The organism is Streptomyces sp. NPDC020917 (assembly GCF_044333795.1).
Taxonomy (GTDB): domain Bacteria; phylum Actinomycetota; class Actinomycetes; order Streptomycetales; family Streptomycetaceae; genus Actinacidiphila.
Genome location: NZ_JBIRRR010000009.1, coordinates 312,847 through 334,851 on the forward strand (window position 1 = coordinate 312,847; position 22,005 = coordinate 334,851).

The window sequence follows — 22,005 nt, forward strand, 5'->3', positions numbered from 1 at the left end:
TGCGATCACCGCGTGGCCTGCGGCGGTTTCCGGCGCGGCTACTCCCACAGCCATGGCCCGTCCTCCCCTGCTTCTTCGGCGACGCCCTCCTGAGCCAGGGCGTCGCGCACCACTTTGAGGGCCAGCCCCTCCGAGTACCCCTTGCGGGCGAGCATGCCCGCCAGGCGCCGGATGCGCTTGTCGCGGTCCAGCCCGCGTGTCCCGGCGAGCCGGCGACCGACCAGCTCGCGGGCCGTCGCCTCCTCCTGGTCGGCGTCGAGCAAGCCGACCGCCTCGGTCACCAACTCGGCGTCCACGCCCCGGTGGTGGAGCTCCCGGGCGAGGGCGCGCCGGGCCAGTCCGCGTCCTCGGTGACGGGACTCCACCCAGGCGTTGGCGAACGCCTGGTCGTCGATCAGGCCCACGTCCTCGAAGCGCTCCAGGACGTGCTGCGCGACGTCGTCGGGGATCTCCCGCTTCCGCATGGCGTCCGCGAGTTGCCTGCGGGTGCGCGGGGTTCCGGTGAGCAGGCGCAGGCACACGGCCCGCGCCTGCTCCTCCGGATCGAGCGGCGGCTCTTGCGAGGCCCTCGACTCGGAAGAGCCGCCGCGTCCTTGGGAACTGCGCGCCATGGCGTCAGGCCTTGGCGGCGGTGGCCTTGGTCGCCTTCTTCGGGGCGGGGACCTCAGCCTTGGCCGCGTCGACCGGGGCGGCGGCCGCGTCCGTCGCGGGCTGTGCCGCGGGCGCCTCGGTCTTCGGCACGCCCACGCCCAGCTTCTCCTTGATCCGCTTCTCGATCTCGTCCGCCAGGTCCGGGTTGTCCTTGAGGAAGTTGCGGACGTTCTCCTTGCCCTGACCGAGCTGGTCGCCCTCGTAGGTGTACCAGGCACCGGACTTGCGGACGAAGCCGTGCTCCACACCCATGTCGATCAGGCCGCCCTCGCGGCTGATGCCCTGGCCGTAGAGGATGTCGAACTCGGCCTGCTTGAAGGGCGGCGCGACCTTGTTCTTGACGACCTTGACGCGGGTGCGGTTGCCGACCGCGTCGGTGCCGTCCTTGAGCGTCTCGATCCGGCGGATGTCGATCCGGACGGAGGCGTAGAACTTCAGCGCGCGGCCACCGGTCGTGGTCTCGGGCGAGCCGAACATCACGCCGATCTTCTCGCGGAGCTGGTTGATGAAGATGGCGGTGGTCTTCGACTGGTTGAGCGCGCTGGTGATCTTGCGCAGGGCCTGGCTCATCAGCCGGGCCTGCAGACCCACGTGCGAGTCGCCCATCTCGCCCTCGATCTCGGCCCGCGGCACGAGGGCTGCCACGGAGTCGATCACGATGAGGTCGAGGGCTCCGGAGCGGACCAGCATGTCCACGATCTCCAGGGCCTGCTCACCGGTGTCCGGCTGGGACAGGATCAGGTTGTCCGTGTCCACGCCGAGGGCCTTGGCGTACTCGGGGTCGAGCGCGTGCTCGGCGTCCACGAAGGCCACCGTGCCGCCGGCCCGCTGGGCGTTGGCCACCGCGTGCAGGGTGAGGGTGGTCTTGCCGGAGGACTCCGGGCCGTACACCTCCACCACACGGCCACGGGGCAGACCGCCGACGCCGAGGGCGACGTCCAGGGCGGTCGACCCGGTGGGAATGACCTCGATGGGCTCATTCGGCCGGTCGCCGAGGCGCATGACCGCGCCCTTGCCGAACTGCCGTTCAATCTGTGCGAGCGCGGCGTCGAGCGCCTTCTCGCGGTCGTTTCCTGCCATGGGTTCCACCCGGGATGTCTGGTTCGATCGCTTCACGTCCAAGACGCTAGCGCCTGCCACTGACAATGCGCCCGGACGTCCCCCTCGACCTGTGGATAACTCCGGCGACCCGAGCCGCGAAGCCTGCGTCGGGCCCGGTCGCGCACTGCCGCCGCCGCGGGAGTTCCGCCCGGCCCTTCCATGAGAATGGCTGTTCGATTTTCGTGTCAAGCGACCCGCCGACGCCGCGCCGGCCGATCGGCCGCGAACTCGGTGGCGGCCCGGACCGGCACTGCGTAGGTTCCCCCGCATGGCTGACGAGTGCTTCGGACATCCACGGCTTGCCGCGATCTACGACCCGCTCGACCCCGACCGCGGCGATCTCGACGCGTACCTCCGGACGGCGGCGGACCTCGGGGCGCGCCGGGTCCTGGACATCGGCTGCGGGACCGGGGTCTTCGCCCTGCTGCTCGCCGACCGCGGGATCGAGGTCTTCGGCGTCGATCCCGCCGGCGCGTCCATCGACGTCGCGCGGGCCAAACCGGGCAGCGAGCGGGTCCGCTGGCTCCGCGGCGACGCGACGGACCTCCCGCCGCTGCAGGTCGACCTCGCGACGATGACGGCGAACGTCGCCCAGGGCATCGCCGACCCGCAGGCGTGGCGGGACACGCTGCGGGGCGCCCACGCGGCGCTGCGGCCTGGCGGGCACCTGGTCTTCGAGACCCGCGATCCTGCCAGGCGCGCCTGGCAGGAGTGGACCCGCGAGAAGTCCCACCGCGTGACGGAGATCCCCGGCACCGGCCCCGTCGAGACCTGGGTCGAGCTGGTCGAGGTGGGGCTGCCGCTCGTGACGTTCCGCTGGACGTACCGGTTCGCGGCGGACGGGCAGGTACTGACGTCGGACTCGACGCTGCGCTTCCGGGAGCGGGATGAGGTCGAGCGGGACCTGGCCGCGCACGGCTTCACGGTGGAGGACGTCCGCGACGCACCCGACCGCCCCGGCAAGGAGTTCGTCTTCGTGGCACGCCGGGCCTGACCGGCTCAGGCAGGGCCGGCTGCTTCCGGCCGGGCCCGCTCGTACATCGCGACCAGCACGCCGTGCACCGGCTCGCCGGCCGGATCCTCGTCGGCCTCGTCCACCAGCCGGGCCAGGGTCTCACCGAGCACGCGGGCCTTCTCCGGCGTCAGGCGCAGATGGCGGAAGGTCACCACGGTTTCGGAGGCGGACCGGTCCAGTTCCTGGGCGAACGCGCCGAACATGGCTGCCGTGCCGGCCCCCGCCGGCTCGGCGACCACCATCCTGCGGCCGGTGCGCTGGTAGTACTGCTCGGTCCCGCCGCGCACCTGCCGGGTCTCGGCGACGTACACCAGGCCGGCCTCCCGCAGGACCTTCAGGTGGTGCGCCACGTTGCCCTTGCCCACCTCGAGCTGGACGGCCAGCCCGCTGATGGTGGCCGGTTGCTGGCCGAGCGCGAACAGCAGCCGCTGGCGGAGCGGGTGGGCGAGGGCAGCGAACTGCTGCGGTGAGCCGACCTCCTGGACGTCCTGCGGTGGGTGCGGGTGCTGCGTCTCGTCGGGCATGGATTAAGTGTCTAACTCTCTTGACGCTTTCGCAAGGGTGGTGCTCTACTCCTCTGCCATGACGACTACGACGCAGCCCGAGTCCGCACTCACCACCGCCGTTGACGAGACGATCCGCCTCGTCAGCGAGCACTACGTCTTCCCCGACGTCGCCGAGCAGATCGCCGCGGTGCTGCGGCAGCGGCTCGCCGGCGGGGCCTACGCGGCGGACAGCGCCGAGGAAGTGGCCCGGCTGGTCACCGAGGACCTGCAGTCGGTCAACGGCGACCGGCATCTGCGGCTGCTCTTCCACGCCGACGAGGTCCCGGCGGGGAAGGGCGAGGCCACGCTCGCGGACCTGCGCCGGGACTTCGACAGCTCGCTCGGCGGTGCGCCCCGGGTGGAGCTGCTGGACGGCAAGGTCGCCGTCCTGGAGCTCGCGCCGGTGATCTTCCCCGTCGAGTGGGCCGCCGCGCCGCTGGGCGCTGCGCTCTCCCTGGCCGCACCGGCGCAGGCGCTGATCCTGGACCTGCGCCGCTGCAGGGGCGGCGTGCCGGAGACGGTGGCACTGGTCTGCAGCTACCTGCTCGACGAGCGCACCCACCTCAACACCCAGGTCTGGCAGGGCGGGGAGATCCAGGAGCAGTCCTGGAGCCAGACGCATGTGCCCGGCCCGCGGTTCGGAGGCACGAAGCCGCTGTACCTGCTGACCAGCGGCCGGACCTTCTCCGGCGGTGAGGAACTGGCCTACGACCTGCAGCAGTTGGGCCGGGCCGTGGTCGTCGGGGAGCGCACGGGCGGCGGCGCGCACCCGCGCGAGGGCTGGACGGTGCATCCGCACCTCGAGGCCACGGTCCCCGTGGGCCGCTCCGTGAACCCGGTGTCCGGCACGAACTGGGAGGGCACCGGGGTGCAGCCGGACGTCCCCGTCGCGGCGGAGGACGCCCTGACCCGCGCGCACGAACTGGCCCTGGAGCGTCTGGCCGAGATCGTCGGCTGACCGGTGACGCCGGAACGCATGTGCCCGCTCCCGTCCACAAGCCCCTTCGCTCACACGACCGGCACGGCGGGGAGGCGAGGCGTCCGTCAGCGGTGGGAGGGCGGAACGTCCATGGCGGCGCACACCGCGCGCCAGACGTCCTTGGCCTCCCAGCCGTCGTCCAGCGCCTGAAGCACGGTTCGGCCGCCCAATTGGGACATCACGTGGTCGCGTGCGAAGGAGTCGGCGTAGGTCTCGCCGAAGTGGGCGCGCATCCGCTCCCAGAAAATCGTCAACCGCATGGGTGCCAGTATCGCGCCACCTGCGGCGGTAACGACCGCGCCTCCCTGCAAGCGGTCATTACCGCCCCGCCGGCCCGGTGTGGACGTCATCCCTCACCGCAGCCGCGCGATCCCGTTCACGCCACCGCCCGCACCGCCGCGGTGACCAGGACCGCGGCGGCCACCACGACCAGGAAGGGCGCCCGCAGCAGCAGGGCCACCGCCGCCGCGGCCAGACCGGCGGCGCGGGCGTCGACGACGAGGTGCCGCGAGCCGGTCCCGAAGGTCTGCAGCGCGGTCAGTGCGGCCAGCAGCGCGATGGGCACCAGCGCCGCGAGCCGTTTGACGACCGGGCGCTCCAGGAGCCCCGCGGGCACGGACAGCCCGAGCAGCTTCACCCCGTAGCAGCCGAGGGCCGTGATCCCGATGGCGATCCATGCGTCAGATCCGCTGGTCATGGGCGGTTCCTTCCTCGTGGACGGACGCGGGCGCCTGTACGGCGCTGCCGCCGGGTGCGTCGTGCGCATCGGCCGGGGGTTGCTCGCCGCGGCGGCGGCCGGCGGCGAGGGCGAGCGGCGCGGCCAGCGCGGAGACCAGAACGGGCACGCCCGCGGGGAGCACCGGCAGGAACACGAGCGCGAGCAGCACGGCGAGCGCGGCCACCGCCCGCTCGGTGCGGCCCTTGACCATCGGGGCCAGCAGCGCGAGGAACACCGCGGGCCCTGCGGCGTCCAGGCCCCAGGCGTTGGGGTCGCCGAGCGCCGAGGCCCCCAGCGCCCCGGCGAACGTGGTCAGGTTCCACAGCACGTACAGGCTCGCCCCGGTGACCGTGAAGCCGAGCCGTGCGGCGTCCCTGCCGCGCTGGGCGAGGGCGACCGCGGAGGTCTCGTCGATCACCCACTGGGCGGCCAGCGGCCGCACCGCCCGGGGGAGCTTGAGCAGCTGGGAGAGCCTGAGGCCGTAGAAGGCGTTGCGGGTGCCGAGGAAGAAGGCCCCCGCGGCCGCGGTGAAGGGGCTGCCGCCGGCTCCGAGCGCGCTGACCAGGGCGAACTGGGAGGCGCCGGTGAAGACCAGCAGGGACAGCGCGCAGGTCTGGACGAGCGAGAGCCCGGCGCCCGCCGACGTCACGCCGAAGGCGAAGCCGGACAGGCCGACCGCGATGCCGACGCCGAGGGCGTCGCGGACGACGGCGGCACGGCCGGCGTCCGGCACGTCGGGCGCGGGAAGCGATGCGGGTATCGGTGGTGCGGTCACGCGGAAGACGCTAGGTCCGGGCCGCCCTTCCGGTCTTGTATGTTCTTGCGCTCGCGCTGGTAGGCGCCCGGCGGGACGCCGACGATGCGGCTGAAGTGCCGGTTGAGGTGCGGCTGGTCAGTGAAGCCCACGGCGGCCGCGGTGTCGGCCGGGCTGGCGCCGGCGTCCAGCAGGCGGCGCGCTGCCCTGACCCGCTCGCCGGTCAGCCAGGCGTGCGGCGGCAGCCCGTACGCCTTCTTGAAGGCGCGCAGGAGGGCGAAGGAGCTCGATCCGGTCTCGGCGGCGAGCTGCTCCAGGCTCGGCGGCCGGGTCAGCGATGCGGCGAGCAGGTCGCGGGCGCGGGCGGCGACCGCCGGGCCACCGGCCGGTGCGCGTTCGGGGAAGACGGACGCGGTGCCGTGGCGGGCCAGCAGCCGGGCCACGGCCAGGCGCAAGAAGGTGTCGGCGGCGAGCGGGTTGTCGTGCTCGGCTGCCCGGTGCACGTCGGCGATCATGTCCGCGGTGGCCGGGTCGTCGAGGACTGTGGCGGTGAAGGCCGGGGTGCCGCGCAGCGCGGAGGTCTCCGCCGCGACGGCGGCGACGACCTCCGGCGCGGGATACAGGACCCGGTAGCTCCAGCCGTCCGCGCTGCCCGCGTAGGCCGTGTGCGGCGTCTCCGGGTTGAGCAGGACGACTCCCCCGGCCCCCGCGTGCTGGGCTCCGCCCGGCAGCCCGACGGCCTCGATGCCGCCGGTGACCGCGGCGATGACGTAGCCGTCGTGCGCGTGCCGGGCGAACGTGTGGCGGATGTAGCGGGCGCTGAGCAGATCGACGCCGGGCAGCCCCGGGTGCTCCCAGTGTCGTGCCTGCTCGCGGGTGGCCATGGGACATTGTGGGGACACGATGGCGTGCTCGCGCCAGGAGTTATCCACAGGCTGGACAGCGAGCCCAGCGGGGTGTCGGTCCGGCGAGGCAGGATGGGAGCCATGTCCGAACAGTCCCGTCACCCCAGCCTCGAGGCGTTCTCCCCGGCCACCAGCGCGTGGTTCACCGGGGCGTTCCGCGAGCCCACCGCCGCCCAGGCAGGCGCATGGACGGCCATCGCGGAGGGCTCCGACGTGCTCGTCGTGGCGCCCACCGGTTCGGGCAAGACACTCGCCGCCTTCCTGGCCGCACTGGACAGGCTGGCCAGCGTCCCGCCGCCGGCCGAGGCCCGCAAGCGCTGCCGGGTGCTGTACGTGTCGCCGCTCAAGGCCCTCGCGGTCGACGTGGAGCGCAACCTGCGCAGCCCCCTCGCGGGCCTGCGGCAGGAGTCGGTGCGCCTGGGCCTGCCCGAGCCCGAGGTGCGGGTCGGCATCCGGTCCGGGGACACGCCGCCGGCCGAGCGGCGGGCCCTGGTCAGCCGTCCCCCGGACATCCTCATCACCACGCCCGAGTCGCTGTTCCTCATGCTGACCTCGGCCGCCCGGGAGGCCCTGAGCGGCGTGGAGACGGTGATCCTGGACGAGGTGCACGCGGTCGCAGGCACCAAGCGGGGGGCTCATCTGGCGCTGTCGCTGGAGCGGCTCGACGAACTGCTGGAACGGCCCGCGCGCAGGATCGGGCTGTCCGCGACGGTCCGCCCTGTGGACGAGATCGCGCGCTACCTGTCGCCGCAGCGACGGGTGACGATCGTGCAGCCGGCGTCGCAGAAGGAGTTCGACCTCTCGGTGGTCGTGCCCGTGGAGGACATGGGCGAGCTGGGCGGATCGCCGGTGATGGACGCCGCCGAGCACACCGGCCCCGCCGCCGGTCCCGCCGAGCGGCCGTCGATCTGGCCGCATGTGGAGGAGCGCATCGCCGATCTGGTGCAGGCCCACCGGTCGACCATCGTCTTCGCCAACTCCCGCCGGCTCGCCGAGCGGCTGTGCAACCGGCTGAACGAGATCGGCCAGGAGCGGGTGGACGGCGAGGCGCTGCCGGAGGCGCACACGCCCGCCCAGCTCATGGCCCAGTCGGGCGCGGCGCGGGGAGCGGCGCCGGTGCTGGCCAGGGCGCACCACGGCTCGGTGTCCAAGGAGCAGCGGGCCCTGGTCGAGGAGGACCTCAAGGCGGGCCGCCTGCCTGCGGTGGTGGCGACCTCGAGCCTGGAGCTGGGCATCGACATGGGCGCGGTGGACCTCGTCGTCCAGGTCGAGTCGCCGCCGTCGGTGGCCTCCGGCCTGCAGCGGGTGGGCCGCGCCGGGCACCAGGTGGGCGCGGTGTCGACCGGGGTGGTCTTCCCCAAGTACCGGGGTGACCTGGTGCAGTCGGCCGTGGTCACCGAGCGGATGCGGGAGGGCGGCATCGAGGCGCTGCGGGTGCCGGCCAACCCGCTGGACGTCCTGGCCCAGCAGATCGTCGCGATGACCGCGCTCGACACCTGGGACGTGGACGAGTTGCTCGCAGTGGTCCGGCGGGCCGCGCCCTTCGCCTCGCTGCCGCAGTCGGCCTACGTCGCGGTGCTGGACATGCTGGCCGGCCGGTACCCGTCGGACGCCTTCGCCGAGCTGCGGCCGCGCCTGGTGTGGGACCGGACGGCGAACACCCTGACGGGCCGGCCGGGCGCGCAGCGGCTGGCGGTGACCTCGGGCGGCACGATCCCGGACCGCGGGCTGTTCGGGGTGTTCCTGGCCGGCGCCGACCCGAAGAAGGGCGGCGGCCGGGTCGGCGAGCTCGACGAGGAGATGGTCTACGAATCGCGGGTGGGTGACGTGTTCACCCTGGGCACCACCTCCTGGCGGATCGAGGACATCACCCGCGACCGGGTGCTGGTCTCCCCCGCCCCCGGGGTGCCGGGCCGCCTGCCGTTCTGGAAGGGCGACCAGCTGGGCCGGCCGCTGGAACTCGGCAGGGCGGTGGGCGCGTGGCTGCGCGAGGTCGGCGCGCTGACCCCCGAGGCCGCGCGCGAGCGCCTGACCGCCGCCGGGCTCGACACCTGGGCCATCGACAACGTCCTGGCCTATCTGGCGGAGCAGCGGCAGGCCTGCGGCCATGTGCCGGACGACCGCACCATCGTTGTGGAGCGGTTCAGGGACGAGCTCGGCGACTGGCGGGTGATCATCCACTCGCCGTTCGGGGCGCAGGTCCACGCCCCCTGGGCGCTGGCGCTGGGCGCCAGGCTGCAGGAGCGCTACGGGCTGGACGCGCAGGCGATGCACGCCGATGACGGCATCGTGCTGCGGCTGCCGGACGCCGACCTGATGGGCCTGGACCTGCTGGACGCCGACCCGCTGGCCCACGGCGCCGAGTACGACCCCGAGCAGTCCCCCGTGGGGGCCGCGGACGTCGCCTTCGACAAGGGGGAGATCGAGCAGCTGGTGACCGACCAGGTCGGTGGGTCGGCGCTGTTCGCCTCCCGGTTCCGGGAGTGCGCGGCCCGGGCGCTGCTGCTGCCGCGCCGCAGTCCCGGAAAGCGCACGCCGCTGTGGCAGCAGCGGCAGCGCGCGTCGCAACTGCTGCAGGTGGCCTCGGAGTTCGGGTCGTTCCCGATCGTGCTGGAGGCGGTGCGCGAGTGCCTGCAGGACGTCTTCGACGTGCCGGGCCTGGTGGAGCTGATGGGCGACATCGAAGCGCGCAGGGTCCGGCTGGTGGAGGTCACCACCCACGAGGCGTCGCCGTTCGCCCGGTCCCTGCTCTTCGGTTACGTGGCGCAGTTCCTGTACGAGGGTGACTCGCCGCTGGCCGAGCGGCGCGCGGCCGCCCTGTCGCTGGACTCGCGGCTGCTCGCGGAGCTGCTGGGCCAGGCGGAGCTGCGCGAACTGCTGGACGCCGACGTGCTGGCCGAGCTGGAACGGGAGCTGCAGTGGCTCACCGAGGACCGCCACGTCAAGGACGCCGAGGGGGTAGCCGACCTGCTGCGCGTGCTGGGGCCGCTGACGTCGGCGGAGCTGGCCGAGCGCGGCGGCGAGGCCGCCTGGGCGGAGGAGCTGGAGAAGGCGCGGCGGGCGATCCGGGTGCGCATCGCGGGCGCGGAGCACTGGGCCGCGGTGGAGGACGCCGGCCGCTTGCGGGACGCGCTGGGAACGGCACTGCCGGTCGGGGTGCCGGTGGCGTTCACCGAGCCGGTCAAGGATCCGCTCGGCGACCTGCTGGCCAGGTACGCCCGCACGCACGGGCCGTTCACCAGCGGCGAGGCGGCGGACAGGTTCGGGCTGGGCGCGGCGGTGGCGGACGGCACCCTGCACCGGCTGACCGCGGCGGGCCGCCTCGTGCAGGGCGAGTTCCGGCCGGGGGCGGCGGGCCAGGAGTGGTGCGACGCGGCCGTGCTGCGCAGGTTGCGCCGCCGCAGCCTGGCGGCGCTGCGCCAGGAGCTGGAGCCCGTGCCGCCCGCGACCCTCGGGGTGTTCCTCCCGCAGTGGCAGCACGTGGGCACCCACAGCCTGCGCGGGATGGACGGCCTGGCCAGGGCGGTGGAGCAGTTGCAGGGCGCGGCGGTGCCCGCCTCCGCGCTGGAGAAGCTGGTGCTGCCCTCCCGGGTGACCGGCTACACCCCGGCGATGCTCGACGAGCTGACCTCGTCCGGCGAGGTGCTGTGGGCCGGCGCGGGGGCGCTGCCCGGCAAGGACGGCTGGGTCTCGCTCTACCTGGCCGACAGCGCGCCGCTGCTCATCCCCGCCCCGCAGCCGATGGAGCTCACCCCGCTCCATCAGGCGGTGCTGGCGGCGCTCGACGGCGGGTACGGGCTGTTCTTCCGCCAGATCGCCGACCAGGTGCGGGCCGCAGGACACGAGGTGACCGACCCGGAGCTGGCCGACGCCGTCTGGGACCTGGCCTGGTCCGGGCGCCTGACCAACGACACACTGGCGCCGCTGCGGGCGCTGCTCGGCTCCGGCCGGACGGCCGGGTCCACCGCGCACCGGGCGCCCAGGTCCGTGCCCCGCGGCCGCTACAGCTCGCTGGCGGCCCGCGCTCCGCGCGCGACGGCCTCCCGCAGCGGACCGCCGACGACCGCGGGACGCTGGTCGCTCGTGCCACCGGCGGAGTCCGACGCCACGCTGCGCGCCCACGCGCTGACGCACACCTTGCTGGACCGGCACGGCGTGGTGACCCGCGGGGCGGTCGCGGCCGAGGGCGTGGCCGGCGGCTTCTCGGCCGCCTACCGGGTGCTCGCGGCCTTCGAGGAGACCGGGCAGGCCCGGCGCGGCTACGTGGTGGAGGGCCTCGGCGCGGCCCAGTTCGCCATGGACGGGGCCGTGGACCGGCTGCGCGCGCTGAGCACCGCCAGGGAGCGCGAGGAGGAGCACCAGGGCCGGTCGCGCACGGTCGTCCTGGCCGCCGCCGACCCCGCGAACCCGTACGGCGCGGCGCTCCCCTGGCCCGAGCAGCCCGAGGGCGTGACGCACAAGCCGGGACGCAAGGCCGGGTCCCTGGTCGTCCTGAGCGACGGCGAGCTGGTCCTGTACGTGGAGCGGGGCGGCAAGACCCTGCTGGCGTGGCCCGGGGACGGCATACGCCTGCAGGCCGCGGCGGACGCCCTGGCGCTGGCGGTCCGGGAGGGCGCGCTCGGCCGGCTCACCGTGGAGCGCACCAACGGCGAGCCGGCGCTGACCTCGGCGCTCGGCCAGGCGCTGGAGGCGGCCGGTTTCCACGCCACGCCCCGGGGTCTGCGGCTGCGCGACGGGTAGGCCCGGCGGTCCCCGGGCAAGCCCCCGGGGACCGGCCGGAATCCGGGTCACGGGCCGGGCCGCCGCCGGGCGCGCCATCATGGACGGGTGCCCGAAGGAGACACGGTCTGGCTGACCGCCCACCGACTGCACGCCGCACTGGCCGGCCGGCCCCTGCTGCGGGCGGATCTGCGCGTGCCGCAACTGGCCACCACCGACCTGGCGGGGCGCCGGATGCTGGAGGTCGTGCCGAGGGGCAAGCACCTCATGGCGCGGGTGGAGGGCGGCCTGACCCTCCACTCGCACCTGCGGATGGACGGCGCCTGGCACCTGTACGCCCCAGGGGAGCGCTGGCGGGGCGGCCCGGCCCACCAGGTGCGGGCGGTGCTGGAGAACGAGGCGCGCACGGCCGTCGGATACCGGCTGCCGGTGCTGGAGCTGCTGCCCACCGCCGAGGAGGAGGGCGTGGTCGGGCATCTCGGCCCGGACCTGCTCGGTCCCGACTGGGAACCGGCCCGGGCGCTCGCCGCGCTGTCCGGCAACCCGGAGCGGCCGGTCGGGGAGGCGCTGCTGGACCAGCGCAATCTGGCGGGGATCGGCAACGTCTACGTCTCGGAGCTGTGCTTCCTGCGCGGGGTGACGCCGTGGACGCCGTTCGGTGAGGTCGCGGCCCCGGAGAAGCTGGTGGTGCTGGCGAAGCGGCTGCTGGAGGCGAACAAGTCCCGCCCGGGCCACATCACCACCGGGGACACCCGGCGGGGGCGGACGAACTGGGTGTACGGCAGGGAGCACCAGCCCTGTCTGCGCTGCGGGACGCCCGTGCGCCGCGCCGAGCACGGCGAGGACGGCCGGACGAGGGTGGCCTACTGGTGCCCGCGCTGTCAGCGCGGGCCCACGCCTTCCGCGGGCTGATCGGGCGCCTGGTCCTCCGGACCGTTCCCGTCATGGCCGGGGGCCGGCACCGGCCGGGAGCGCCGGAGACCGGGCAGGACGCGCCGCCCGGCCCGGCGTATGCGGGCATGCGCGGGCACGGCGTGCAGGGGTATGAGCCCGAGGCTCCAGCCGGCGAGCATCGCGCCCTCCCCCGGCCCGGGCCGCTCGCCGGGCCCGAGCGCCAGCCGCAGCGCCGCCCACCACCACGCCAGCCCGCAGCCCGCCGCGAGCACGTGCCTGGCCAGCCGCCCGGCCCGCACCGCCCTGCGTGCACGCATCGCCGCCTCCATGGGTCCCCGAGGTCGCACCATGCGGTGCAGCTCGCCGGCCGGCAGGTTGGTGTTCGGATCGGGCACTGCGGGGTGCGGGGCCGTCAGACGTTCTCGGCCTGGAACATCCAGTGGAACTTCTCCAGGTCCGCGGTGATGCCGATGAGGATGTCCTGGCTGACGGGGTCCGGCTGATCGGTCGCGGCGATACGTTCCCTCATACGGGTGATCACGGCGTCCAGCGCGGCCACCATGATCTCCACGACCTCGCCGTCCTTGACCCAGCCGTCGGTCACCGTGTCGATGCCGCTGGTCTTGGCGACCGTGCCGGCCCGCCCGTCCGGGGTGACCCCGATCGCCGAGGCGCGCTCGGCCACCGTGTCGGAGGCCGAGCGAGCCGTGTCGACGACCTCGTCGAGCTGGAGGTGGACGGACCGGAAGCGCGGACCGATGACGTTCCAGTGCACCTGCTTGGCCAGCAGGGAAAGGTCGATCAGATCCACCAGCGAGCCCTGCAGGGCGTCTCCGACGGTCTTCCGGGCGGATTCCGGCAGCGGGCTCTTCACGACGCTCATGTGCGTGTCTCCTAGCGGGTCGGCTGCCGGCCGGGCCGGACGGCCCCGCTGCACGGAGCGTCCGGCCGGCCTGTTTCGTCCTGCTGTGCCACGGTTCGATCTTCGCTGGCCTTCTTCGCCTACCCTGCCCCGGTCCGGAACACATGGCAAAAGCAGGCACAGGCCAGGGATTCACCGACGGAGACGGCCGGGCATGCGAACGCTGCAGCCCCGGACCAGGGGATACCCGGTCAGGGGCCGCAGCGTGAAAGCTGGTGGTCAGGCGGCGACGACGTCGACCGCTTCTGCCGACTTCTTGGGCGCCTTGATCGTGATGCGCTCGTCCGGCGTGGACGTCACGGAGGTGACGGAAGTGACCGCGCCCAGCAGCGGCCGCATCGGCGCGGCAGGGGTCTCGGCGGCGGCCGACTGCGCGAGCTCGGCGAGCGACAGATCGTCGCTGACCTCACGCATCACCTCGGACATCGGCACGTCCAGCGCGTCGCAGATCGCCGAGAGCAGCTCGGAGGATGCCTCCTTCTGCCCCCGCTCGACCTCCGAGAGGTACCCGAGGGAGACCCGGGCCGACGAGGAGACCTCACGCAGAGTGCGGCCCTGGCGCTGGCGCTGCCGACGCAGCACGTCACCAAGCAGGCGACGGAGCAGGATCATCGGTGGCTCCCTCCTCGGACCGCGAAACCGCATCCTTCTCGCCCCACCGTACCGCCTCGGGCACCGGCCGTGCGGGGAGCGAAGACGTGTTCACTCTGGGCTGCAAACATCACGTCCCCCCGTCTTCTTCCCTCTACGAGGCCCCCGGACTCCTACCAGGAGCGTTGTCCGGGCTCCGGCGCGGACCCCGGACGTGCCACCGTACTCCTTCTCAGCTCCGCCGTGAGCAGTTCCAGGACGGCCGCCACGGATGCGGTGCGAATGGCGGTGCGGTCCCCGCTCAGCAGCAGCGGGCGCACCTCGGTCCGCTCCGGGCCCGCGACGGCCACGAACACCGTGCCCACCGGCTGCCCGTCCTGCGGGTCGGGTCCGGCCACCCCGGTCGTGGCGGCGCCCCAGTCGGCGACGAGGCGGTCCCGCACGCCCTCGGCCATCTCCCGGGCGACGAGCGGGTCGACCGCCCCCCGAGCCGCGAGCAACCGGTCGTCGACCCCGAGCAGCAGGTGCTTGATCTCGGTGGCGTAGGCCGTCACCGACCCGCGGAAGCTCCGCGACGCGCCGGGGACGGCGGCGATCTCCGCGGCGACCAGGCCCCCGGTGAGCGACTCCGCGACGGCCAGGGTCGCGCTGGCGGCCTCCAGCAGCCGCAGGACCTCCACGGCCCTGGTCCCCGCCCCCTCGTCGACCGTCATGCCCCGTGCCCCTGTGCCCTTCCCTGCGACCCCTGCGCCTGCGCCTGCGCCTGTGCCCGGGCGGCCTGGGCGGCCAGACCGGCGCGCCGCAGCACGATCGCCTGCCGCACGTAGTCGAGGCCGGTGGCCACGGTCAGCACCACGGCGGCGCCCATCAGCCAGGCCCGGATGGTCGCCAGCGGGCCGGTCAGCACGAGGATGTACATACCGACGGCCACGCCCTGGGTGAGCGTCTTCAGCTTGCCGCCGCGGCTGGCCGGGATCACCCCGTGCCGGATCACCCAGAAGCGCATGAGCGTGATGCCGATCTCGCGCACCAGGATGACGATGGTGACCCACCACGGCAGGTCCCCCAGACCCGACAGGCCCACCAGCGCGGCGCCCATGATCGCCTTGTCCGCGATGGGGTCGGCGATCTTGCCGAAGTCGGTGACCAGGCCGTAGCGGCGCGCGAGTTCACCGTCGAACAGGTCGGTGATCATGGCGATGGCGAACGCGGCCCACGCGAAGGACCGCCAGGCCGGGTCGTGGCCGTCGCCATGGACCAGCAGCAGCACGAAGCCCGGGACGAGGACCAGCCGGGCCATCGTCAGGAGGTTCGCCACGTTCCACAGTCCGGGCCTGGACCCCTCGGGATCGCCGAGGTGGTCGGGGGCGGACGGTGGCGAGGCGGGGGCTTCCGTCATCTGGCCACCACCTCGGCGCCCTCGGGTGCGCCGTCGGCGCCGGCGGGCGCGCCCGGCACCGCGGTCAGCAGCGCCCCACCTGGCACACCGCCCCGCACCGTCGCAGCGGCACCGCGATCGGCCGCACCTGGCGCGTTCCGGCCGTCGTCCCGGCCGGCCGCGTCCGGGTCGGCCTCGTCCACGGCCAGCGGCTCGGCGATCAGGTCCACGCCCTCGGTGCCGGTGACCCGTGCGGTGACGAACATCCCCGGCGCGGGCTCCCACCAGCCGCCGGCGTCGGTCAGCACGACCTGGCCGTCGGTCTCCGGCGCCTGGTGGTCGGCGCGGCCGGTGACCTCGCCGGTCTCCTCGTCCACCGACTCCACCAGCACCCGCACGGTGCTGCCGACACGTTCCTCCGCCCGCTGCGCGGTCAACTCCTCGGCCAGCCGCGAGACCCGGGCCAGCCGGGCGGCGACCACGTCGTCGTCGAGCTTGTTCTCGTAGGTCGCGGCCTCGGTGCCCTCCTCGTCGGAGTAGCCGAACACGCCGATGGCGTCGAGCCGCGCCGACGTCAGGAACCGTTCCAGTTCGGCGAGATCGTCCTCGGTCTCACCGGGGAAGCCGACGATGAAGTTCGATCGCACGCCGGCTTCGGGGGCCTTGCCGCGGATCGTGTCGAGCAGGTCGAGGAAGCGGTCGGTGTCGCCGAAGCGGCGCATCGCGCGCAGCACCCCGGGCGCCGAGTGCTGGAAGGACAGGTCGAAGTAGGGCACGACGCCCGGCGTCGAGGTCAGCACGTCGATCAGGCCGGGCCGCATCTCGGCCGGCTGCAGGTAGCTGACCCGCACCCGCGCGATGCCGTCGACCGCGGCGAGGTCGGGCAGCAGCGTCTCCAGCAGCCGGATGTCGCCGAGGTCCTTGCCGTACGAGGTGTTGTTCTCGCTGACCAGCATGACCTCGCGGACGCCCTGCTCGGCGAGCCAGCGGGTCTCGCCCAGGACGTCGGAGGGCCGGCGGGAGATGAACGAGCCGCGGAAGGAGGGGATCGCGCAGAAGGTGCAGCGGCGGTCGCAGCCGGAGGCCAGCTTCACCGAGGCGACCGGCCCGGAGTCCAGCCGGCGGCGCAGCGGTGCGCGCGGCCCCGAGGCGGGGGCGAGGCCATCGGGCAGGTCCGCCGGGGCCTCCGCGAAGTCCTGCGCGCCGTCGCCGCCGCCCGCGGCGTCGCCGGGAGCGGCATCGGTCCCCTGTCCGTGGCCGGGCAGTGCGACGCCGCCCGCGCTCTGCCGCTCGGCCGGGCTGATCGGGAGCAGCTTGCGGCGGTCGCGCGGGGTGTGGGGCGCGTGCACGCCGCCGCTGAGGATGGTCTGCAGGCGGTCGGAGATGTCGGCGTAGTCGTCGAAGCCGAGGACGCCGTCGGCTTCCGGCAGCGCCTCGGCGAGGTCCTTGCCGTAGCGCTCGGCCATGCATCCGACGGCCACCACGGCCTGCGTGCGGCCGTGCGACTTGAGGTCGTTGGCCTCCAGCAGGGCGTCGACGGAGTCCTTCTTGGCGGCGTCGACGAATCCGCAGGTGTTCACCACGGCCACGTCGGCTTCGGAGGCGTCGTCGACGAGCTGCCAACCGTCCGCCGCCAGCCGGCCGGCGAGTTCCTCGGAGTCCACTTCATTGCGGGCGCAGCCGAGCGTGACAAGAGCGACGGTACGGGGTTCTGGCATGGTGCCCAGAGTACCGGGTGCCTGGTCACCGCCCCGGGCGCCGCGGGCCCGCACTGCCGCCGGCCAGGACGATTTCCGGCCGCACTCAGGCGGCGGTGCTGTTCCGGCGCGCGGGCGGCCCGCCATCGGCAGTGCGGCAGATCACCCCGGGCGCCGCGCGAGGGGCGGCCCGGGGTGCCCGGCGGGGGCGGTCGGCGTCAGCCCTGGGTGGGGTCCCCGGGGGTGTAGGTGAGCCGGACGACCTGGCCGTCGTTGCCGGCCGCGCCCAGGTCCTTGCCGTTGACGAACAGCTGGACGGCGCCCGCGTTGCCGATGATGAGCTTGATCTTCTTGTCGTCGGTCCAGGTCATCGACTGCCCCTTGTGCAGCGAGTCCTGGTAGAGCTGCTTGCCGTTGCTGTCCGTGGCCTGGATCCAGCTGATGCCGCCGGCGGCGGTCACCTTGACCGTCACCTTCCCGGGCGGCGCCGCGGCGATGGCGCTGTTGGTCGGCTGCGGCGGCGAGGGAACGCCGTTGCTCTGCGGGGTGTGCGTCGGGGTGGTCCGGGTGGCGCTCGGCGTGGTGCTGGCGCCCGCGGTCGACTTGCCGTTGTTCCCGCCGCTGAAGGCGGTGTAGCCGACGAAGCCCACCACGGCGACGATGGCGGCGACCATCGCGGCGGTCCAGTTGGGCCTGCGGGGTTCGGTCGACCGGATCTTGCCGCGGTCGGCCTGGTAGACCGGCGGCACCGTCACGGTCGCGGCGGGCGCGCCGTGCTCGGCGTCGTACCTCTCGATGAGGGGCTCGGGGTCGAGTCCGACGGCGCGCGCGAGCGATCGGATGTGCCCGCGCGCGTACACGTCGCCGCCGCACCGGGAGAAGTCGTCCTGCTCGATCGCCTGGACGATCGGGACGCGCACCCGGGTGGCGGTGCTGACCTCGTCGACGGACAGCCCTGATTCGACACGGGCCTGGGCGAGGGCGCGACCGACCGAAGGCCGGTCGTCGGAGGGCGAGTTGCCGATGGACACGAGGGCGCCTTTCGAGCGTGCAGCCACCTGCTGGAAGTTCAGTCTAGGGGCGGTACAAAACGCGGGAGCAAGCGGACGACCGTTTTTGTCCGCCACACGGGCTGAGGCTCCGCCACGGGGCAGAGACCGGTCGACCTCTGTAACAAGTTGACGTACGAGCCGGAGAAACGGTTGCCCCAGAACTTGCCCCGAGTCTCGGATCCGCACACCTTCTGACAGATCCTCGGACTATCGGACCGGGTGCCCGTTCCCACCGGCGCTCAGAACGGCCCTTCCCCGCCGCGGATGACCGCGAGGACGCCGTCCAGCTCGTCGGCTTTCACCAGCACGTCGCGGGCCTTGGACCCCTCGCTGGGGCCCACGATGCCGCGCGACTCCATCAGGTCCATCAACCGGCCTGCCTTGGCGAAGCCTACCCGCAGCTTGCGCTGCAGCATGGACGTCGAGCCGAACTGGGTGGAGACCACGAGTTCCGCGGCCTGGCACAGCAGGTCCAGGTCGTCGCCGATCTCCTCGTCGATCTCCTTCTTCGGTCCGCTGCCGACGGTGACGTCCGTGCGGTAGGTGGGCGTGAGCTGGGCCTTGCAGTGGTCGACGACCTTGGCGATCTCGTCCTCGGTGACGAACGCGCCCTGCAGGCGGATCGGCTTGTTCGCGCCCATCGGCAGGAACAGCCCGTCGCCCTTGCCGATCAGCTTCTCGGCGCCCGGCTGGTCGAGGATGACCCGGCTGTCGGCGAGCGAGGAGGTGGCGAAGGCGAGCCGGGAGGGGACGTTGGCCTTGATCAGGCCGGTGACGACGTCGACGCTGGGGCGCTGGGTGGCGAGCACCAGGTGGATGCCGGCGGCCCTGGCCAGCTGCGTGATGCGGACGATGGAGTCCTCCACGTCGCGCGGCGCGACCATCATCAGGTCCGCCAGCTCGTCCACGATCACCAGCAGGTAGGGGTAGGGCGACAGCTCGCGCTCGCTGCCCTCGGGGGTCCTGGCCTTCCCCGAGCGCACCGCGGCGTTGAAGTCGTCGATGTGCCGGAACCCGTACGCGGCCAGGTCGTCGTACCGCAGGTCCATCTCGCGCACCACCCACTGCAGGGCCTCCGCGGCCCGCTTGGGGTTGGTGATGATCGGCGTGATCAGGTGCGGGATGCCCTCGTAGGCGGTGAGTTCGACGCGCTTGGGGTCGACCAGCACCATCCGCACCTCGTCCGGGGTGGCCCGGGCCATGACCGAGGTGATCAGGCAGTTGATGCAGGACGACTTGCCGGAGCCGGTCGCGCCGGCCACCAGGACGTGCGGCATCTTCGCGAGGTTGGCCATCACGTAGCCGCCCTCGACGTCCTTGCCGAGCGCGACGGTCATCGGGTGGTCCTCGCCCGCGGCGTCGGCTGAGCGCAGCACGTCGCCGAGGTTGACCATCTCGCGGTCGCTGTTGGGGATCTCGATGCCGACCGCGGACTTGCCGGGGATCGGGCTGATGATCCGCACGTCGGGGCTGGCGACGGAGTAGGCGATGTTCTTGGCCAGCGCGGTGATCCGCTCGACCTTGACCGCGGCGCCCAGCTCGACCTCGTAGCGGGTGACCGTCGGGCCGCGGGTGAAGCCGGTGACGACCGCGTCGACCTTGAACTCCTTGAACACCTGGCTCAGCGAGGCGACCACCGCGTCGTTGGCGGCGCTGCGGCTGCGGCCCGGCCCGCCGCGCTCCAGCAGGTCCAGGGAGGGCAGCGCGTAGGTGATGTCGCCGGACAGCTGCAACTGCTCGGCGCGCGGCGGCAGCGGCTCGCCGGCGGATTCGGCCGCGGGCTTGGTGAGGTCGGGGACGGAGCCCTCCGGACCGCCGCCGGTGTCCTCGCCGCGGGCGGCGGGCACCTGCTTCCTGATCCGGCTGGTGAGGTCGGCGACCAGCGGGGAGGGCTGCACGCCGTGCAGCACCGCGCCGTCGAGGTCCGCGGCCGCGGCGGCGGCCACGTCCACCGCGTCCGGCCCCCCGTCCGGGTCGGCGGCCTCCGCGCGACGGCGGGGCCGGCGGCGCGGCTTGGGCTCCGCCTCGCTCTCCATGGTGCCGTCGCGGTCGACGTCGTAGGGGTCCGCGCCGGATCCGGCTGGGGACTTGGTGAAGCGCAGCGGCAGCCGGCGCACCGGGGACTCGTCCTCGGCCTCGCCCGGGTCGACGGCTTCGTCCTCGTCGAAGAAGTCCTCCAGCGGCACGGCGTCGGGCTCGGCCACGCCCGCGTACAGGCCGAGCCGGGTGCCGGCCGCGCGCAGCCGGTGCGGGATGGCGTGGACCGGGGTGGCGGTGACGACCAGCAGCCCGAAGGCGGTGAACAGCAGCAGCAGCGGGACGGACAGCGGTGCGCCGACGGTGTAGCGCAGCGGGGACGCGGCGGCCCAGCCGATCAGGCCGCCGGCGTCGCGCATCGCCTGGGCGCCGTCGGCCCGGCTCGGCGAGCCGCACGCCAGGTGGATCAGGCCGAGCGCGCCGATCACCAGGGCGGACAGGCCGATCACGATCCGCCCGTTGGCCTCGGGCTGTTCGGGGTGCCGCATCAGCCGGATCGCGACCGCGCCCAGCAGGAAAGGCACCAGCAGGTCGAGGCGGCCGAAGGCGCCGGTCACCACGGTCTGGACGAGGTCGCCTACCGGGCCCTGCAGGTTGGACCAGGTGCCGGCGGCCACCACCAGGGTCAGGCCGAGCAGGAGCAGCGCCAGGCCGTCCTTGCGGTGCGCCGGGTCGAGGTTCTTCGCGCCGCGCCCTATGCCGCGGAAGACCGCCCCGACGGTGTGGGCGAGTCCCAGCCACAGCGCACGCACCAGGCGGTAGAGGCCGCTGGTGGGCGAAGGGGCGGCCTTCGGTGCCGGCTTGGGTGCGGGTTTGGCCGCCGCCTTCTTCGCCGGCGCCTTCGGGGCAGCGCTTTTGGCCGCGGGCTTCTTCGCCGCGGCCTTCTTGGCCGCAGGCTTCGCCGGGGCTTTCTTGGCGGTGCCGGACGTACGGGAGGCCATGGTGGTGAGGTTACCGCCCTTGTGATCGGGGATCACGCCTGACCATGGATACGCCCGTTCGTGTCGGGCCGCACCGATCGGATGGTTGACGTTGCGTCAACCCAGGTCGACGGCCCGGTGTTGGCGCCGGCGCGCGGGGCGCGGTGCCGCGTCCCGCTCTACTCCGGCCCGTGCTGCTTGACGATGCCGTCGCCGCCCGCACCGGGCGGCTCCAGCGCGTCCAGCGCCCGCCGCAGGCCGGTGAGTTTGCGCTCCAGGTGCGCGGCGGTGGCCACCGCCGCGGCGTCCGCGGACTCGTTGAGCTGCTTGGTGAGCGCCTCGGCCTGCTCCTCGACGGCGGCCAGTCGCGCGGACAGCTCGGCGAGCAGCCCGACGGGCTCCTTGCTCCCGTTGGAGCCCGCGCCGGCCGGTGCGCCCTGCTCCAACTGGAGCCGCAGCAGCGCCGCCTGCTCCCGCAGCTGGCAGTTCTTCATGTACAGGTCGACGAAGACCGAGACCTTGGCGCGCAGCACCCACGGGTCGAACGGCTTGGAGATGTAGTCCACCGCGCCGGCCGCGTAGCCGCGGAAGGTGTGGTGCGGGCCGTGGTTGATGGCGGTGAGGAAGATGATCGGGATGTCCCGGGTCCGCTCCCGCCGCTTGATGTGCGCCGCGGTCTCGAACCCGTCCATGCCCGGCATCTGCACGTCGAGCAGGATCACCGCGAAGTCGTCGGTGAGCAGCGCCTTGAGCGCTTCCTCCCCGGACGATGCCCGTACCAGGGTCTGATCGAGCGCCGAGAGGATCGCCTCCAGCGCCAGCAGATTCTCCGGCCGGTCATCGACCAGGAGGATCTTGGCCTTCTGCACCATGGCCCGCCCTCCTCGCCCCGGCCCTACGCCGGTCGCCGCCCCCGGGGACAGCTCCGTCATGCCGCCCGTCCTTGTGCCGGTCATGGTAGCCGCACCCCGCCGTTCGCCACACCCAGTCACCGCCAGGTCACTCAACACGTACCGGAAACGCAGGCGGAGTCCAGAAGGTTCCCCGCATCCGGCACCCTCACACCTCACCAGACACACGAGTCGGCAAAAGTTCGTACCGCAAGCGTGCCCCCGGCGTCAAAACCG

At 73.5% G+C, this 22,005-nt stretch carries 20 protein-coding genes; 4 read left to right on the forward strand and 16 right to left on the reverse strand.

All coding sequences use genetic code 11. The features are described from left to right. Positions 1-38: 38 nt before the first annotated feature. Together recX and recA are read right to left on the reverse strand one after the other, a co-directional pair. Positions 39-611 (reverse strand): recombination regulator RecX, encoded by a 573-nt coding sequence (gene recX / locus ACH4TG_RS21680; RefSeq protein ID WP_398244033.1) that lies wholly within the window; start codon positions 609-611, stop codon positions 39-41. A 4-nt stretch (positions 612-615) separates the two neighbouring features. Beyond that, positions 616-1,731 carry a recombinase RecA gene (gene recA, locus ACH4TG_RS21685; RefSeq protein ID WP_398244034.1) on the reverse strand — a complete coding sequence of 372 codons (1,116 nt, stop codon included), beginning with the start codon at positions 1,729-1,731 and terminating at the stop codon, positions 616-618. A gap of 289 nt (positions 1,732-2,020) precedes the next feature. On the opposite strand from recA, the gene ACH4TG_RS21690 reads away from it, so the two are divergent. Next, positions 2,021-2,746 carry a class I SAM-dependent methyltransferase gene (locus ACH4TG_RS21690; protein ID WP_398244035.1) on the forward strand — a complete coding sequence of 242 codons (726 nt, stop codon included), beginning with the start codon at positions 2,021-2,023 and terminating at the stop codon, positions 2,744-2,746. Positions 2,747-2,751: 5 nt separating this feature from the next. Here ACH4TG_RS21690 and ACH4TG_RS21695 read toward each other — a convergent pair whose 3' ends face one another. Further along, positions 2,752-3,291 (reverse strand): ArsR/SmtB family transcription factor, encoded by a 540-nt coding sequence (locus ACH4TG_RS21695; protein WP_398244036.1) that lies wholly within the window; start codon positions 3,289-3,291, stop codon positions 2,752-2,754. A gap of 58 nt (positions 3,292-3,349) precedes the next feature. Between ACH4TG_RS21695 and ACH4TG_RS21700 the strand changes: the two genes are divergently transcribed. After that, positions 3,350-4,270, forward strand: a complete 921-nt coding sequence (locus ACH4TG_RS21700; RefSeq protein ID WP_398244037.1) for a S41 family peptidase — start codon at positions 3,350-3,352, stop codon at positions 4,268-4,270. Between the two features lie 86 nt (positions 4,271-4,356). Here the strand turns inward: ACH4TG_RS21700 and ACH4TG_RS21705 are convergent, their stop codons facing one another. The 4 genes from ACH4TG_RS21705 to ACH4TG_RS21720 all read right to left on the reverse strand — a co-directional run bounded on the left by ACH4TG_RS21705 (position 4,357) and on the right by ACH4TG_RS21720 (position 6,647). Then, the gene (locus ACH4TG_RS21705; RefSeq protein ID WP_398244038.1) at positions 4,357-4,551 is read right to left on the reverse strand and encodes a DUF3046 domain-containing protein; all 195 of its coding nucleotides are present in this window, start codon (positions 4,549-4,551) and stop codon (positions 4,357-4,359) included. Positions 4,552-4,667: 116 nt separating this feature from the next. Continuing rightward, entirely contained in the window at positions 4,668-4,988 is a 321-nt protein-coding gene (locus ACH4TG_RS21710; protein WP_398244039.1) for an AzlD domain-containing protein, read from the reverse strand. Next, positions 4,972-5,784 carry an AzlC family ABC transporter permease gene (locus ACH4TG_RS21715; protein WP_398244040.1) on the reverse strand — a complete coding sequence of 271 codons (813 nt, stop codon included), beginning with the start codon at positions 5,782-5,784 and terminating at the stop codon, positions 4,972-4,974. Before ACH4TG_RS21715 ends, ACH4TG_RS21710 begins: the two co-directional genes overlap by 17 nt. Next, positions 5,781-6,647: an AraC family transcriptional regulator gene (locus ACH4TG_RS21720; RefSeq protein ID WP_398244041.1), complete on the reverse strand. Its 867-nt coding sequence runs from the start codon at positions 6,645-6,647 to the stop codon at positions 5,781-5,783. Before ACH4TG_RS21720 ends, ACH4TG_RS21715 begins: the two co-directional genes overlap by 4 nt. A gap of 102 nt (positions 6,648-6,749) precedes the next feature. Between ACH4TG_RS21720 and ACH4TG_RS21725 the strand changes: the two genes are divergently transcribed. Together ACH4TG_RS21725 and ACH4TG_RS21730 are read left to right on the forward strand one after the other, a co-directional pair. Then, on the forward strand, positions 6,750-11,408 hold the full coding sequence (locus ACH4TG_RS21725) for an ATP-dependent helicase (RefSeq protein WP_398244042.1): 4,659 nt from the start codon (positions 6,750-6,752) through the stop codon (positions 11,406-11,408). 87 nt (positions 11,409-11,495) lie between these two features. Further along, positions 11,496-12,299: a DNA-formamidopyrimidine glycosylase family protein gene (locus ACH4TG_RS21730; protein WP_398244043.1), complete on the forward strand. Its 804-nt coding sequence runs from the start codon at positions 11,496-11,498 to the stop codon at positions 12,297-12,299. On the opposite strand, the gene ACH4TG_RS21735 is transcribed toward ACH4TG_RS21730, so the two are convergent. The 9 genes from ACH4TG_RS21735 to ACH4TG_RS21775 form a co-directional block, all read right to left on the reverse strand. Next, a complete protein-coding gene (locus tag ACH4TG_RS21735) occupies positions 12,269-12,598 on the reverse strand; it encodes a hypothetical protein (RefSeq protein ID WP_398244044.1) in 330 nt (109 codons plus the stop codon). The genes ACH4TG_RS21730 and ACH4TG_RS21735 overlap by 31 nt on opposite strands. A 95-nt stretch (positions 12,599-12,693) precedes the next feature. Then, complete coding sequence (locus tag ACH4TG_RS21740) at positions 12,694-13,164, reverse strand: Dps family protein (RefSeq protein WP_398244045.1); 471 nt, start codon at positions 13,162-13,164, stop codon at positions 12,694-12,696. 258 nt (positions 13,165-13,422) lie between these two features. Then, on the reverse strand, positions 13,423-13,815 hold the full coding sequence (locus ACH4TG_RS21745) for a helix-turn-helix domain-containing protein (RefSeq protein ID WP_398244046.1): 393 nt from the start codon (positions 13,813-13,815) through the stop codon (positions 13,423-13,425). 152 nt (positions 13,816-13,967) lie between these two features. Then, positions 13,968-14,507 carry a CinA family protein gene (locus ACH4TG_RS21750; RefSeq protein WP_398244047.1) on the reverse strand — a complete coding sequence of 180 codons (540 nt, stop codon included), beginning with the start codon at positions 14,505-14,507 and terminating at the stop codon, positions 13,968-13,970. Further along, positions 14,504-15,193, reverse strand: coding sequence for a CDP-diacylglycerol--glycerol-3-phosphate 3-phosphatidyltransferase (gene pgsA / locus ACH4TG_RS21755; protein WP_398244048.1), 690 nt, complete (start codon positions 15,191-15,193; stop codon positions 14,504-14,506). Before pgsA ends, ACH4TG_RS21750 begins: the two co-directional genes overlap by 4 nt. Beyond that, positions 15,190-16,890, reverse strand: coding sequence for a 30S ribosomal protein S12 methylthiotransferase RimO (gene rimO / locus ACH4TG_RS21760; RefSeq protein ID WP_398244049.1), 1,701 nt, complete (start codon positions 16,888-16,890; stop codon positions 15,190-15,192). The genes pgsA and rimO overlap by 4 nt, the downstream gene beginning before the upstream one ends. A gap of 197 nt (positions 16,891-17,087) precedes the next feature. Further along, positions 17,088-17,900 carry a helix-turn-helix domain-containing protein gene (locus tag ACH4TG_RS21765; RefSeq protein ID WP_398244050.1) on the reverse strand — a complete coding sequence of 271 codons (813 nt, stop codon included), beginning with the start codon at positions 17,898-17,900 and terminating at the stop codon, positions 17,088-17,090. Positions 17,901-18,160: 260 nt separating this feature from the next. After that, the gene (locus ACH4TG_RS21770) at positions 18,161-20,899 is read right to left on the reverse strand and encodes a DNA translocase FtsK (RefSeq protein WP_398244051.1); all 2,739 of its coding nucleotides are present in this window, start codon (positions 20,897-20,899) and stop codon (positions 18,161-18,163) included. Positions 20,900-21,057: 158 nt separating this feature from the next. Beyond that, positions 21,058-21,750, reverse strand: a complete 693-nt coding sequence (locus tag ACH4TG_RS21775; protein ID WP_398244052.1) for a two-component system response regulator — start codon at positions 21,748-21,750, stop codon at positions 21,058-21,060. Between the last annotated feature and the right edge of the window lie 255 nt (positions 21,751-22,005).